A 16105-nucleotide genomic window follows, 5' to 3' on the forward strand; every position below is an offset into this window, starting at 1 on the left:
CACGCTCGTCGGGATTTTTTCCCTAGGGCGAATTATCTTCGGCTCTTTTCAAGTATGTAGAAAAGTCGCGATTTGCGGCACTGTGAAGAATGGCGCGCAAACTGGCGGCTGGTGACGGCGGGCGATGCTAGGGGACAGGTTCCCGCGGGTCGGGGTGCTCATGAACATTTCCATGGTCGTTAGCCGAAACTCCAGGCGCTGGGCCACCGCGCTTTTCAGATGCATGGCCTATCTGCACAAGCCAGCAGGCATCTTTGCATTAGTCATCCTGCTGGGATCAGGGAACCTTGGGTAAAATCTGGGAATTGATGTGTAGATCGGCGCTGGCACGGCACTGGTGATATGAAAAGTGTGCCAGCATTTGGCCATATGAGCACTTTCGGCAACTCAGCCCTCGCCGTCCACCACCAGCGCATCCCTGCCTGCATCATAGCGGATTTTCAGGCCGGTGCTGCGCAGGTCATCCACGCTGACAAAGCCGTTTTCGTCCATGCCGGCAGGCACTTTCAGCGCTTTGCCCTGCGCTTCCATCAATGATGCCAGCTGCGCGCCATTCAGATAGATATTGGCCCCGCTGCCAATCTTTACATCAATCCTGCCCGGCGCGCCCTGCCCGATGCGGATGGGTTTGCGCACATCCAGCGTGCCCGCCAATGCCCGGGCAGATTGCACGGTGATATTGCCGGCCCCGCCCCCGCCCCCGCCTGTGCCTGCGCCTGTGCCTGAGCCCCCGCCTGCGCCTATGGCCGTGCCAATGTCATATTCAACCGGCATCACATCACCAAGCCGCTGCGGGTTTGCTTTGCCAGTATTTCCCGGGCCACCTGTGCCGCCCGCCCTGATGCCGGGCTGCGTGCTGGCCGGTTCATTGTCGCGGCGCAATAATGCGTCTGCTGGTGACAGGATGCCGGTGATGGACGGTTTTGCATCGTCAGCCATCGCCCCTGCATCCGCCCCGCCTTCCAGCACCACATCAGCCGCAGGCGCGCCGCGTGTCTGGAAGCGGGCGGCATCTGCCAGGCTGATCAGCTGGCCTGTATGCGGAAGCGCAAACCGCACCGGATATGCGGCATTATTCTGCAGTGGCCAGCCTGCTATTCCTGAAACAGGCCGTGCCACCGCCACCGCCAGAAATGCGGCCAGCAGCACGGCAAGAAGGACGTAGGAACGGTCCATCGAAATTCGCATACCCCTCCTTGTTCTGGCTGCTGCCATGCTTTTGATTCGACTGTTGCAGCCGGAATATACCGCAAAACTATGACCGGTAAATTGCCCCGCCCCGCGTTTTCTGTACAAGCTGGGTGCAGCAGCACAATCGGGCCTGCCGTAAATGGGCCTGAATTTTTGGGGAAGCATTCGTGAACATCAGCGTCGCATCGGTTATTGCCAACATTCTTACTGCCAGCATTTTCAGCAGCGCACTCATGCTCGGCAGTCCGGCCTATTCACAATCTGCCGATGAGGTGGAACCTGAACAGACAGAAGCACCCGAAAATGTCGCGGTTGACCCTGACCCCAATGTTCTGCCGGCACCTGGCAGCGGCATTGCCGCGGCCACCACGCCTGTTGCCAGCCCCACTGCCAGCCCAACTGCCAGCGGCGCTCCAGAGGCCGCCAAATGGGACGTGAACGCGCCCGAAGGCGTTACCTTGCGAAACATTCCGATTGCCGTTGATGAAGGCAGCTGGATGGATGTGGACGTCAGCCCCGATGGCGCCACGCTGGCATTTTCGCTGCTGGGCGATATTTACACCATGCCCGTGGCAGGCGGCACCCCGCGCCGCATCGCCGAAGGGCTGGCATGGGAAGTGCAGCCACGTTTCTCCCCCGATGGCAAGCGCATCGCCTTCACCTCGGACCGGGGCGGCGGCGACAATATCTGGGTGATGAATGCCGACGGGTCGGACAAACGAGCCGTCACCAAGGAAAAATTCCGGCTGCTGAACCAGCCCAGCTGGAGCCCGGACGGGCGATTTATCGCCGCCAAAAAGCATTTCACCACCGGTCGTTCGCTCGGCACAGGTGAAATCTGGCTTTATCACGTATCAGGCGGCGGCGGTGTCAAGCTGGTGGCGCGCCCGAATGAAGTGCACCAGAAAGAACTGGGCGAACCTGTTTATGCGCCTGATGGTTCTGCCATCTATTTCACCCGCAACACCACCCCCGGCCCGATTTTCGAATATGCGCAGGATTCCAACACCGCGCTGTTCGATATTGAACGCTATGACCTCAAAACAGGCGAAACCACCACGGCGGTAACCGGTCTGGGCGGATCGGTGCGCCCGACCCCTTCGCCAGATGGCAAGAAGATTGCCTTTGTGCGGCGTGATGCAGGGCAAACCAAGCTGTATGTGAAGGATATTTCATCAGGCGCAGAGCAGGTCGTTTATGACAGGCTGGACCGCGATGTGCAGGAAACCTGGGCTGTCACCGGCGTCTATCCCAACATGGGGTGGACGCCCAATTCCGCCAGCCTCATTTTCTGGGCGGGCGGCAAGCTGCGGTAGGTATCAGCATCGGGCGGCGCGGCCACCGTCATACCGTTCCGGGTGGACGATACCCGCGCCATTGCCACTGCGCCGCATCCGGTAATCGAAGTGGCGCCTGCAAATTTCACCACCAGAATGCCCCGCTTCGCCAGCATTTCGCCCGATGGCAAGCAGGTGCTGTTTGAAACGCTCGGCAAATTATGGGTCAAACCTGCAGCGGGCGGCACTGCGCGCGCATTGGCGTCGAAGGCGGATGGCGTGGCCCTGTTCCCCACCTGGTCACGCGATGGCCGCAGGATTGCCTTTGTCCAGTGGACCGATAACGGCCTTGGGGAAATTATCACGGCTGATGCCAATGGCGCAAACCGGCGCAAGATCACCAGCCAGCCGGGCCATTACGCCCGCCCGAGTTTCTCGCCCGATGGCCAGACCATCGTGTTTGAAAAACGCAGCGGCGGCGGCCTGACAGACGAAGCATGGTCTGAAAACCCGGGCGTTTACAGTGTGCCTGTCAACGGCGGTACACCCCGCCTTGTTGCGCGCGATCTTGGCTCTCCCCAGTTTGGCGCGGATAATGACCGGATTTTCATGACCGGCAGCCAGGATGGCAAGCTGCAACTGATTTCCGCAAGCCGCGATGGCGAAGCGCGGCGCGTTCATGCGCAGGGCGAACTGATCAGCGAATTCAGCGTTTCGCCCGATGGCCGCTTCATGGCGTTCCGCCAGAATTACGAAGCCTATGTCGCCCCGCTGATGCCGGGCGGACAAGCGGTGGATATTGGCGCTGACAGCAGCGCCCTGCCCGTCACGCGCGCCAGCAAAGGCGGGGCGGATTACCTTGGCTGGTCCGGCAATGGCGCGCAATTGCACTGGAGCATGGGGCCCCAGCTTTACACGGCGCAAAGCTCAGCCCTGTTCCCCTCTTCCCCGCCGGCAGAAGGTGCCAAGGGCTTCGTCCAGCCTGCATCGGGCGTATCCCTCGCCATGACGGTCCCGGCGGCGCGCCACGAAGGCACGCTGGTGCTGTCGGGCGCGCGCATTCTGACCATGGCCGGTGATGCCGCAGGCGTGATTGATGATGGTGTTATCGTCATCAAAGGGGACCGCATCGCAGCCATTGGCAAGCGCGGCGAAGTAACCATTCCGGCAGGCGCCAGGATGGTGGATGCCACAGGCCGCACCATCATGCCGGGGCTGGTCGATGCCCATGCCCACGGGGCGCAGGGCACTGGCGATCTGATTCCCCAGCAAAATTGGTCGATGATCCAGAACCTGGCGTTGGGGACCACCACGCTGCACGATCCATCATCATCAGCCAGCATGATCTTTGCCGCTGCTGAACGCCAGCAGGCCGGCACTTTGCTGGCGCCGCGCATCTTTTCGACCGGCGAGATTATTTACGGCGCGAAATCTCCCAGCGTTTATGCCGAAATCAATTCCTATGAAGATGCGCTGGCCCATGTCCGCCGGATCAAGGCGCAGGGCGGATATTCGGTGAAGAATTACAACCAGCCGCGCCGCGAACAGCGCCAGCAGGTGGTGCGCGCCGCGGCTGCGGAAAACATGCTGGTGGTCGCCGAAGGAGGATCGCTTTTCGGCATGGATATGGCGCTGGTGGCAGACGGCAATTCCACGCTGGAACACAATGTTCCGCTCGAATATTTCTACGAGGACGTGCTGCAATTTTTCAGCAAGAGCCAGACCAATTATACGCCCACGCTGGTGGTGACATATGGCGGGCTGGCAGGCGATCCATATTGGCGCCAGGCCACGGATGTGTGGACCAACCCGCTGATGGTCCACACCCCGCCCAGCCAGTTGCTGGCGGATAATGCACGCCGCGTAAAAGCGCCGGAATGGGCCTTTGTCGATGATGACAATGCGCGGGAAGCCAAGAAACTGGCCGATCGCGGGGTGAAGGTGTCAATCGGCGCGCACGGCCAGCAGGCCGGGATTGGCGCCCATTGGGAATTGTGGTCCTTCGTGCGCGGCGGAATGTCGCCGGTAGAAGCCTTGCGGGCAGGCACGATCGCACCGGCGCAGTCGCTGGGAATGGACCGCGACATCGGCAGCCTGGAAGTCGGCAAACTGGCCGATCTGCTGGTTCTCACGGCAGACCCGTCAGCCGATATCCGCAACAGCGACGACATCGCCCAGGTCATGCTCGGCGGACGCCTGTATGACGCACGGACGATGAATGAAGTGGAAAGCGGAACTGCCCAGAGACTGCCCTATTGGTGGGAATGACACGGCTGGTTCAGTCCTACTGGCGGTGCGGCTGCAAACGGCCTCACCGCTACGGGCCAATATTGGCCGCTGGGTCGCGGTTGATTTGCCCCTGTCTGGCAATGCGCACCCGCCTTTGCTAGAGGACGGCTGATGGACCTGCATGACCTTCAGCTGCGCTATTTCGGCAATCAGGACATGGCGCAAATGCCGCAATCCGTGCTTGAGGCCGGGCTGGAGCGGATGCGGGTCGATTTTGGGCTGGAGAGCGACGCAGGTCGGCGTTTTGCCTTGTGGGCGCTGATGTTCATGCTGGGCGACGCACCTGACCTTGACGTGGCGTTCAAAAATGCGGCCGAGCGCGATGCGGCGCGGAATTTCATGGATCTGGCCGCGGGCCTATCTGAAGAATAAGCTGCGCCTTACCTGCCATTCCGGCGATTTGTATGGGGCAGCCTTTATCGACTGTCAGCCAGTCAGGCCCTAATTGCGGCCATATACGCGGACCCAGTCCACATACATCGCAATATCGCCCTGCTTGATCCGTTCGACCGTGCTGGCAGGAACGCCTGAATATGGTTTTTCGATGCCATTGGTCTTGAACGGATAGGCGCCGCCGACGGCGAAATTCAGAATCACGAATTTGGACGTGTCAAAGCTCCACTTGCCGTAATGGTCAGCCATTATGCGTGTGGCGCGATAGGTGAGTTTGCCATCCACCAGAAACAGTATCTGGTCAGGCGTCCATTCCACCGCATATTCATGCCACTGGGTAACATCGGTTTCCGGCGGGAAAAAATGTTTGTCGACCAGCGGTGTCTCGCCGAAATAGCCTTCGCCATGCAGGGCAACGCCGGTCCAGTCAGCCTCGCCCACATATTCCATGATGTCGATTTCGCCGGTTTCAGGCCATTGGTCATTGCCCAGCAGCCAGAAGGCGGGCCAAACGCCGACGGCATCGGGCATCTTGATGCGCGCAGCCGCGCGGCCATAGGTGAATTCAAATTTGCCGCGCGTGTTGATGCGGCCGGAAACGAAATCCACCTTGCGCCCGTCAGGCGTGGCAAAATCCTTGCGGAACACAGGTTGCAGCGCCAGCACCCCGCCATCGGCGTCCGCTACTTCGCTGTTGTTCCGGAAGCGTACGGTTTCAGGGGCATCGATATAGGCCTGCTGTTCGTTATTGACCCAGAAATCCGGACCGACGACATTCCATTTCGTCCGGTCCAGCTGCCCTGAATTGAACTCGTCAGAAAACAGCAGATCCCTGTCCTGCCAAACCTGCGCCTCAGGTTGCGCCTGGGCCACGACAGGCGCGGGGCTGGCCACTGTCTGGCATGATGCCAGACAGAAGGCTGCTGCAAATGTGGTGGCCATCAGGGGCAGGCGCATATTGAGGTTCTCGTTATCTGAGTGGGTGAATAACGCTGGCTATCAGGCGACTGCAGGCCGGCGTGCATAAATGCCAAAACCGGCAATAATGGCATAGCAGATTGCAGGCAGGATGAGCGCGAAGCCGAGGCTGCCGCTCAGATCGGCAATAACGCCTGTAAGAAGCGGGATCACTGCGCCGCCGAAAATGGCGACATTGATGATGCCTGACCCATCGGCAGCCCGGCTACCCAGCTTTTCGCATGCAAGGCTGAAAATGGTCGGGAACATGATCGCATTCATCAGGCCAATCGCCAGCAGGCTGTAACCCGACAGCATGCCGGTGGTGTTGGTGGAAATGGCGATCAGGGCAATGGCGCCCACCGCCACAAAAGCCAGAACCTTGCCCGGGCTGATTACGCGCAGCACGGCTGAACCGATAAACCGGCCGATCATCGCGCCGCCCCAGTAAATGCCGATAAGTTTGCCCGCGGCCTGTTCCTGCAGGCCCATCACGCCGGGCTGCATCAGGTAATTCACAATCAGCGAGCCAATGGAAACTTCTGCACCAACATACAGGAATATGCACAATGCGCCGTAGCCGAAACGCGGGCGTTTGAGCAGATCTGCGCCGCCAAGGCCCGAGCTGGGCTCGTGCTTTTCGCCCTGCAGCTTGTCACGGAACATCCACACCACAGCGGCGACCAGCGCCAGCGCGATGGCTATGCCGATATAGCCATTCACGATCGCCTGGCTTTCCGCCGTCCGGTAGGCATCCAGTTCCGCGCCGGACAGCTGATCTGCGCTAACAGAGGCAAGACTGCCCAGGATCAGGATGGAACCGGCAATCGGAAAAATGGTCGTGCCAAGCGAGTTGAATGCCTGGGCAAAAGTCAGCCTGCTGTGCGAGGTGGAAGATGGCCCGAGCAGGGAGATGAGCGGGTTCGACACCACCTGCACCAGCACCACGCCGCTGGCCAGCACGAACAGGGCAAACAGGAACAGGGCATAAGTGGCCGTTTGCGATGCTGGAATGAACAGCAGGCAGCCGCACAGCATGATGATAAGGCCCGCGACAGCGCCGCGCATATAGCCGATTTTCTTAACCAGTTTCGCACCGGGAATACCGACCACCAGATAGGCCGTGAAGAAGCAGAATTGCACCAGCATTGCCTGCGTATAATTTAGCGTGAACAATTCCTTCAGCTTGGGAATGATCACGTCATTGAGCGAGGTGATGCCGCCAAAAATGAAGAACAGGGCAAAAACGAAGCCCTGCAGGCCTGGCGCGTTAATGGATGCGCCGTCTTCTTCAATTGGTGACGGATCAGTGCTGCTCGAAATACCAGGTGCCAGTGCCATATTCTCTCTCCCCGCGTGCCCTATGTCAGGTGCACGGCTTTTTGATCAATCAACCGCTTCCGGACAAGCCGCCTGTTGCATAGGGCTATCAATCCGGACCGCCATCAGGGTCAATGCAAGGCCGGCTTCGGCTTCCAGTCGGAAGGCTGTGCCCACATTGGCAAGGTCTGCGCCATCGCGCACGAAACACGCCAGCGGGACGGAAAGATTGCTGATCGTGCCAACCGGTGCATTACGCAGATATTCTGTCAACGACACGCTTTTATCGCCGAAGAACAATTGCGCAGGTGCCGCATTCTTCGCGTCAATCCGCCAGTCGATGCTGAGAACGGCACCGCCGCGAAGCTGCTCTTCCAGATTGGCAGATGGCCCTTCAATGATGACAGAGCCATTGCCATTCCAGATGAACGCCTTGCCATCTTCCTGCACCGTCACATCGACGGAGCGGACCGAAATATCGCCGTTCGGGCTAACCATCGAACTGGCGGCAACGGGCCGCTTTCCGCCGGCATCGGCAATGGACAGGCTCCACGGTGCGCGCGCACGGCCGCCGGAGAAATAGTTGGCAACATTCATGGCCGCCGCAAGATCAATGCCGGGGTCTTCCGACAAGGCGCCCAGTTGCGCCGGTGCCTGATAGGTCATGCCAAAGCCCAAGTCGAACAGCGGCTGAGTGACGGGCGCTGCAGCATCGGCCGGCCAGCGGAATGGCAGCGTACCGGTAAAATCACGCGCCGCCTTGCCAGACCGGCCAGCGATCAGAACATCTGCCACACCGTCACCCTGCGTGCCGGGCAGCCAAGCCGCCACAAATGCGTCTGAGGCATTGATTTCAGGGTTGGTGAACATGGGCCGTCCGGAAAGAAACACGGACACAACCGGTATGCCTTGCGCTTTCAGACGTTTCAGCAGGGCAAGATCCTGCGCCCCTGCCGGCTGATAATCTAACGTGGGCACATCGCCCTGATATTCGGCATAGGGCCGCTCGCCGAACACCACGATTGCCACATCGGGCCGGGCCGCAAAATCGCCGGTGGCAGAAAGGCTGGCAGTACCGCCAGCTGCGCGCACGGCATCGGAAATACCGTCCCAGATGGTGCGGCCATTCTTGAAGTCGGCCTTGGTCACATCAGTGCCCTGCCAGCTGATGGTCCAGCCGCCCGACTGCATGGCAATATCATCTGCGCCGGGGCCGGTGACCAGCACTCTTGCGCCGGGTTTGACTGGAAGCACGGAACCATTGTTCTTCAGCAGCACGAGCGATTTTGCGACCGCTTCGCGGGCCAGTGCCAAATGGTCCGCTGCGCCGATTGCCGCATAATTACTGCGGTCGCGCAGCGGGTTATCCAGCAGATCCAGCTTGATTTTCACGCGCAGGATGCGGCGCACCGCATCATCCAGCCGCGCAGGTGCAATGGCCCCTGCCCGCGCCTGCTGCAGCGTGTTTTCATACAGGCCTTTCCAGCTGTCAGGCGCCATGAACATATCCAGCCCGGCATTGATGGCCTGCGCGCATTGCGTGACGCTGCATTCAGCCACCTGCCCATGGCCATTCCAGTCACCCACCACAAAACCGCCAAAGCCCATCTGCCCTTTCAGCACATCGGTCAGAAGGGATTTGTTGCCGTGGTTCTTGACCCCGTTCCAGCTGGAAAAGCTGGCCATGGCGGTCAGCGCGCCGGCATCGATAGCCTTGGGATAGCCGGCTGCGTGGATGCGGACCAGTTCGGCCTCATCAATCACCGCATCGCCAGTGTCCTTGCCCCCTACGGTGCCGCCATCGGCCAGAAAATGCTTGGCCGTTGCCGCCACCTTGCCAGCATCAAGCGGCGCGCCTGCTGCCAATACGCCCTGCAAGCCGTGAACCATGGCAGCGGCATAGGATGCCACCAGCGCAGGATCGGAGGAATAGCCTTCGTAGGTGCGGCCCCAGCGCGCATCCTGCGGAACAGCAAGAGTGGGCGCAAAAGTCCATTCGATGCCGCTGCCGGCAATTTCAGCCGCAGTCGCCGCGCCGATTTTCTGGATCATGGCGACATCGCGCGCCGCGCCAAGCCCGATATTGTGCGGGAAGACCGTGGCGCCGGGAATATTATTGTGCCCATGAACCGCATCAACCCCGAATATGATCGGGATGGCGACGCCATTGGCCGCAGGCTTCATGGAAACGGTGCGGAATTCGCGGACCAGCCGGTCCCAGTCAGCAGCGCCGGCGCGTTCATTGCCGTAAGGCCCGCTATTGCCGCCCGCCAACAGCGAACCAAGCGGATACCGCTCCAGATCGGCAGGGGTGATGGCGCTGATATCGGCCTGGATCAGCTGGCCAACTTTCTGTTCCAGCGTCATGCGCGCCAGCAGCGCGTCAATGCGCCGCTCGGTCGCTGCATCGGTGAATGCAGACGGGCTGGCGGCGCGCGGCCAGAATGCGGGGTTGGCAGTGGCAGAAGCCGGGGCGGAAGCATAGACCGCTTTATCTGCAACTGCTGCCGGTGAGGGGGATGCGCCTTGCTGTAATGGCCCGCTGACGATTTGATTGTGGCTGCATGCCGCAAGCATCGTGCTGCACGCTATCGCGAGTAATTTTCCCTGCATCCCATCCTCATTCAGAACTTTTTTGTGAACGTTCTCACAATCAGGTCTACACCAGAGGCAGGCAAATGCAAGCGCCTATCGAAGATCGCCAAGTGTCAGAAGCAGAACACAAGCTGCCAGCGTCAGGCAGGCCAGCAACGCCAGCAGGATCGGGAAACCGAACACCGGCACAAGCGCCAGAACAATCCACGGCATGACCAGTGACGGGCCCGTGTTGGTCAGGTTGAACAGGCCAAGATCGCGCCCCCGTCGGTGCGGTTTGGGCAGCACCCGCAATGTCTGTCCGGTGTGCAGCGACAGGAACACGGTGGTCGCCAGCCCGAACACGACATAGGCGGCAATGGCCGTGGTAAGGGAAAAGGACACTGCCATCGCCGCGAGGCCAATGCTGGAAAATGCCGCACACACTGCCAGCGGAAAAATCGGCCTGCCCTGCCGGTCTGCCCATTTGCCCGTGATCATGGCTGCCGGAATGGCCGCCACCAGCACCAGGCTGAGGACCTGCGCGGTGTTGCTGGGGCCCATTGCCGTATCCACCGAACGAAACCAGAAATAAAGATAGGCAAAAAGGGCCGCTTCGGAAATCTGGATCAGCAGCCGTGCCACCCACATCCGCACCACCAGACGGCGCGCGCGTCTGCTTTGTTCTGCCGTCATTTGCACAGGTGCAGCGCTGTCATGCAATTCGGGAAATTTCACTGGCTTGCCGAACAGCAGCACGGGCAGAACGCAGACACACACCAACACCGCCACCAGCCACAGCCGTGTGTCAGGGCCGGCCAGCCCCGGCAGGGTGATGAACGCGCCCGACAATGCGCCAAGCGCGGGTGAAAATGCCAGCAAGCCGCCCAGCATCCCTTTCTGATGGTCAGGAACGCAATCCCCCGCCCACGCGCCCAGCGGGCCCAGCATCATGTTAAGCGATAGCTGCCACGCCAGAATGAGCGCAATCAGCGTATTCAGCCGTTCGACATGCGCAAAATTGACCAGCAGGATGCTCGACAGCACCAGTCCGGCCAAAATCCACATCCGCCGGCTGCCGGTAATATCACTCAGCCAGCCAAAGGCGATATTGCCCAGGCTCGCCGCAATGGCGCCGGTAAATGTCACGTAAGCCAGCCACTGCACGTCGCTGTCACCCGCCATGCCGCTGATGCGCACCGGCAGCAGCACCGTCAGGAAGGGCACATAGGCAATCGCCCCGCCCGCCATGGCAAGCGTATAAAGGGCCATGAACCGGGTGCCCTGATGGGCAGATGTGGCTTTATAGCTCACTTGGCTGGCGGCGCTGTCGATTCCCGCACGATCAGTCCGGCAGGCACGATTGTTGGTCCTTCCGGCAGCGCATCGCCGCGCTTGGCCGCGACAATCCGCTCCACCGCCAGCGCAGTGGTGGCGGCAACTGGCTGGTCAATCGCGGTCAGTGCTGGTCGCGTCAGCATGGTCATGGGCGTATTGTCGAAGCTGACCACGGACAGATCGCGCGGCACCTGCATGCCCATTTTGCGCGCCACATCCACCGTGGCCAGCGCCATATGGTCGCTACTGGCGATGATCGCTGTTGGCCTGGGCCTGAGCGCGAGCAATTTTTGCGCGGCATCGACACCTGACCGATAGCTGAAGTCACCTGCCGCACACAGGCCGTCAAACCCGAGGCCCGCGTCTGCCATTTCGGCCTTCCAGCCGGCTTCGCGCCAGTCGCTGAGTTTATATTCAGCCGCGCCCTTGATAAAACCGATGCGCTGATGGCCCAGATCAATCAGATGGCGCGTGGCGGTGCGCGCCGCGCCTTCATCGCCCATGATCAGCGAAATACCGCCTGCCTCACCAGTGGAGCCAATTTGCGCGAACGGGATATTTTGCCGCCGCAGCAGATCCGTGATCAGCGGATTGTCCGAATGAGGCGGGGTCAGGATCACACCATCGGGTTGCAGCGCGGCGATACACCCCTGCAACTCGCGCTCCACATGGTCGGAATGCGTATCGACCAGCTCGAAAATCAGACGGTAGCCATGTTTGGCACATTCCAGCATGCCGCCCATCAGCATCTGGTCCACCCAGTCAGTGCCTTCACGCGCACGCCAGTCGGCAATAGTCCGCTCGCGGTCATTCAGTGCCAGAATGAGGTAGGAGCGCGATCCGCTCATCCGCTGCGCGGCAATCGACGGGACATAGCCAAGCTTGTCGATCGACGCCTGCACCCGCTCGCGCATGGACGCGCGCACATTGGGTTCCTGATTGATGACACGGCTGACCGTCTGCAGGGAAACCCCCGCATCTGCGGCCACGTGCTTGATTGTGACGGCCTGTCGCCGGCGCACCATTGATCCCTGCCCCCGATTGTAAACGGATGTGAGCGTTAGACAGGTCCGTCAAGCATTGCCAGACCTGCGTCAGCCTGGTTGCGGGTGTCCCTTCCGACACGCGACAGAACGCGCTGGAATGCGCCACACTGCTTGCTGCCAACCACTGCCAAACCAACAGCGGGACCTTGCCTGAACAAGACCCCGCCTGATTTGGTTACAAATTCCAGAAGCCTCTAGAAATCGAAGCGGGCGATGAACGAGAAGCGCCGGTCATTGCGGAATGCCGAACGCGTTACCCGTGTTCCGTCAAAATCGACCACTTGCGAAGTCCGCGTCACTTCGTCGAGAAGATTAACACCCTGGACACCCAGCTTGATATTGTCCGTCACCGCATAGAAGATCGACGCATCAAGCTGTCCGGTCGATTCCTGATAGATTGGCGAGAACGGGAAGATGTCATCGCGTGGTGTGATCAGGAATGCTGACCGCCAGTTATAGGCGGCGCGCATTGCCAGCGGGCCCATCTCGTAAAAGACGGTGGCGTTGACAGTGTGCTTGGACAAGCCAGCGAGCGGTTGCTGGGAGACAAATGCCCCACCACCCAGATCGTTGACCCCTGTGACCACCGAAGGCTGGCCGACTGCGGCCAGGTTCGGGTTCGAGAAGTCGCTTCCGTCTACATAGGTGTAGGTAAGCTGCGAACCCAGGCCACTCAGCAGTCCCGGCAGGAAGTCATACGTCTGCTGATAGGCAATTTCGAAGCCCTTCAGATTGCCGCCTTGATCATTGATCGGGCCTTCGACCTGCACGTCAGCCGATACGCCGCTGTCGCTGATGTAATTCACCGTCTCGAAGCCAGTGTTCACAATACCCTGAATGTCTTTCAGGAACGCGGAAACAGTAATCGAACCGACCGCGTCGAAATACCATTCGGCAGACAGGTCGTAATTCCACGCCGAAACCGGACGCAAGTTGCGGTTACCCGTCTGCAAGGCAAACAAGGGGCCACTTTCCAATGTGTTTGCCAGTTTCAGGGCATTGGTGTTGTCGCCAATGCCGCCACCTGCGCGGAATAGTTGCAGGTCAGGGCGCGAAATGGCTTTCGACGCCGCTGCACGGAACAGCAACCCATTGCCTACATCAAGCTTGGCATTGAAGCTGGGCAGCCAGTTATCGAACCGGATTTTGCGGTTGTCGTTGATAATCTCGCCAGTGAACGCCGAAGCGAACTCCGCTTTGCGGGCAGCCGACAAATCGCAATACCCACGGGGAATCCCCGGCACTGCGGGTCCGGCACAGCTTGCGTCGATTTCCGAGACCTGGACAATGCCGTCACCGTTGCCGAAGCCAGCTGGATTATCGAAGCGATCAGCCGAAGGGAAACCGATGCGGCCACCGCTCGACACCGTTGTTTCGACATATCGCAGGCCAAAATTGCCTGTCAGAGCCATGCCATTGGCAAAATCATGCCCATAGTCGATCCGGGCGTATGCCGCTTTCGTGACTTCTGAAACTGTCGAAACTTCACCGGGGCAATAGACCCCTTCGATATCGCAAGGGATGATCTCGCCAGTCAGCGGATCCTGCCGCGAACGACCGTTTACACCATAATTGAAACGCTCGGGCGACTGGCCGAATTCCTGGATCTCGGCAAATTGCTGATCTGTCAGGCCGGACAGATATTCGGCGAGGAAATCATCGCCGCCAAAGAAATAGCCTGCGCCGTTTTCAATCGGCGTTGGTGCCTTGCCCCGCTGGAAACCATCCGCGAATACATCGCGATACTGCGAGTAATTGGGAAATTCGTCCGTGAATGCGCCGCCGGCAATGGCAAATTCCTGGCCCGGCAGGCCAGTGAACCAGCGCCCGGGAACAAATCCGCCCGTTGCAGCGCAACCGGGGCCTTCATTCCACGGCGCACAGCCGGCACGGCCAGCCCAAGGCGCAGAAAGGTTGCCCCAGGTGCTGAAGTTGGTGTTGCGGGTGGTCCGGTCACGGTCAGCCCATCGTGCGCCGAACCGTGCCTGCTTCAAAAACCCGTCGTCGCTGATGTCATATTCTGCGTCAAAACGCAGGCTGTCCATCTCGCCTTCGTTCTTCTCGCGGCTATCCAGCCCGAACCAGTAATAGGTGCTTTCGCCAGAGGAGAAATAGTCTGCCGGCGAACCTGGCGGGGCAATGAACTGCACTTGCGGCGTCTTGCCCGTAAGATCGAGGTCGACATTGGCAAATGTGCTGAGAGCACCGAAGACGGAATCGCGTCGCAGATCGGAATTGATGCGCTGGGCTTCGAAATTTACCCGGAGGCGGTCCGTAATGTTCCAGTCAGCATCGAAGGAGAAATCCTGGGTCACTGACCGCGCGCCGCGAAGGAAGCGCAGCGAATCAATCGGAATGCCGCCGCGGCCAAATGGCGTTGCATAGGCATCGCCAGGGCGCTGCGTCAGAACGCCTTTCTCGAACACGCCATTTTCGTCAAACTGCCATGTGCTGCCGGCAGCAGGCACAGGGAACAGCAGTTCGTCGTCGACGCGCGAAATCAAGGCATATTCTTCAGTATCAAACGTGGTTTCTGACCGCAGCCATTCAAAGGTTGCGGAAAAATCGCCGGTTGGATCTTCATATTGAACAACCGCAGACCACGCTTCGCGATTACGGTCGAGATTGGTCGTGCGCACGCCTGCACCCTTTGGCACAACAAGTGCGCCTGCGGGCGGGAAGTTCGACGCGTCAAAGTTGGGATCACCGACAAAGCCGCCCGACCCGACGGATACCGCGCGAAGGCAGGGCCCATCAAATGTGCTTACACGGTAGCATGGATCGGCAACCTGCGATGCATCCGTCCGGCTCTTCAATTTGGATTTGGAATAACCAAGCTGGAAGCCGAGATTACCTGCATCGGATTCGTAAGTGGTGGACCCCAGCAAGTTGATTGTCGGCGACCATTCTTCACGCAGATCACCATAGTTCGCTTCGATCGAACCAGCCAGATGCGGGCCCCTGCGATCAAGCGGCTTGCGCGTCACCAGATTTACGGTGCCGGCAATTGCGCCTTCAATTAGGTCTGCGGTGGAATTCTTGAACACTTCGACCCGGCCAAGAAGTTCTGGCGACACATCGTCAAAACTGAGGACCCGCCCGCCTGTTGCCGAGAAGATGTCGCGGCCGTTCAGTTCTGAACGCACATAGGGCAGGCCGCGGATGATAACGCCGGTGCCTTCAACCGAGAAGCGATCAGGGTCAGTGGTTTTTTCAAACCGGCCGATATTCACCCCGGGAACGCGCTGCAGCGCTTCGGCCACCGAACGGTCAGGCAAGGCGCCGATATCTTCGGCAGAAACCACATCTACAAATGTGTCGGCATTGCGCTTGATATTCTGCGCGCTTTCCAGCGCGCCGCGGAAGCCCGACACGATGATGACATTGTCATCATCCACAACCACTTCTTCATCAACCGGCGCATCTTGCGCCATTGCAGGCGCGGCCATAACCGCCGACAGAGCAAGGCCGGAAGCCGTGCTGAGCGCGAGAAAACGGCGCGATGACGCCACTCGAATCGAGTTTGTGTAGAACAAGTAACCCTCCCCAGAGACGAGTATAATACCCGTAAATTTGTCTTGTATGCCTTTTGCCTACCGCATAATGTGAGCGTTCACAAGGGTAAAATGAACGTTCACATTACTCATGTTGGCACTTGGCATTGCGCGCGGTCCGGCCCTTGTATTGGCACTGGCGCGGGCGCGGATGAAGTGCAAGAAG

At 59.7% G+C, this 16105-nt stretch carries 8 protein-coding genes and 1 pseudogene; 2 read left to right on the forward strand and 7 right to left on the reverse strand.

Annotated features, from left to right (window positions below):
• Positions 1-387 precede the first annotated feature (387 nt).
• Positions 388-1188 carry a hypothetical protein gene (locus GRI44_RS08430; RefSeq protein WP_160601396.1) on the reverse strand — a complete coding sequence of 267 codons (801 nt, stop codon included), beginning with the start codon at positions 1186-1188 and terminating at the stop codon, positions 388-390.
• 236 nt (positions 1189-1424) lie between these two features.
• On the opposite strand from GRI44_RS08430, the pseudogene GRI44_RS08435 reads away from it, so the two are divergent.
• Both GRI44_RS08435 and GRI44_RS08440 read left to right on the forward strand, forming a co-directional pair.
• Positions 1425-4736, forward strand: a pseudogene (locus GRI44_RS08435) (amidohydrolase family protein).
• A 132-nt stretch (positions 4737-4868) separates the two neighbouring features.
• Positions 4869-5129, forward strand: coding sequence for a hypothetical protein (locus GRI44_RS08440; RefSeq protein WP_160601397.1), 261 nt, complete (start codon positions 4869-4871; stop codon positions 5127-5129).
• A 69-nt stretch (positions 5130-5198) separates the two neighbouring features.
• On the opposite strand, the gene GRI44_RS08445 is transcribed toward GRI44_RS08440, so the two are convergent.
• The 6 genes from GRI44_RS08445 to GRI44_RS08470 form a co-directional block, all read right to left on the reverse strand.
• Positions 5199-6092 carry a glycoside hydrolase family 16 protein gene (locus GRI44_RS08445; protein WP_160601398.1) on the reverse strand — a complete coding sequence of 298 codons (894 nt, stop codon included), beginning with the start codon at positions 6090-6092 and terminating at the stop codon, positions 5199-5201.
• A gap of 57 nt (positions 6093-6149) precedes the next feature.
• Positions 6150-7448, reverse strand: coding sequence for a sugar MFS transporter (locus tag GRI44_RS08450; protein WP_160601399.1), 1299 nt, complete (start codon positions 7446-7448; stop codon positions 6150-6152).
• 45 nt (positions 7449-7493) lie between these two features.
• Entirely contained in the window at positions 7494-10004 is a 2511-nt protein-coding gene (locus GRI44_RS08455) for a glycoside hydrolase family 3 protein (protein ID WP_232843080.1), read from the reverse strand.
• 111 nt (positions 10005-10115) lie between these two features.
• Positions 10116-11315, reverse strand: a complete 1200-nt coding sequence (locus tag GRI44_RS08460; protein ID WP_332872390.1) for an MFS transporter — start codon at positions 11313-11315, stop codon at positions 10116-10118.
• Positions 11312-12364, reverse strand: coding sequence for a LacI family DNA-binding transcriptional regulator (locus tag GRI44_RS08465; RefSeq protein ID WP_160601401.1), 1053 nt, complete (start codon positions 12362-12364; stop codon positions 11312-11314). Before GRI44_RS08465 ends, GRI44_RS08460 begins: the two co-directional genes overlap by 4 nt.
• 215 nt (positions 12365-12579) lie before the next feature.
• On the reverse strand, positions 12580-15834 hold the full coding sequence (locus GRI44_RS08470) for a TonB-dependent receptor (protein ID WP_160601402.1): 3255 nt from the start codon (positions 15832-15834) through the stop codon (positions 12580-12582).
• Positions 15835-16105: the final 271 nt, after the last annotated feature.

This window comes from Allopontixanthobacter confluentis (genome assembly GCF_009827615.1).
GTDB lineage: Bacteria > Pseudomonadota > Alphaproteobacteria > Sphingomonadales > Sphingomonadaceae > Allopontixanthobacter > Allopontixanthobacter confluentis.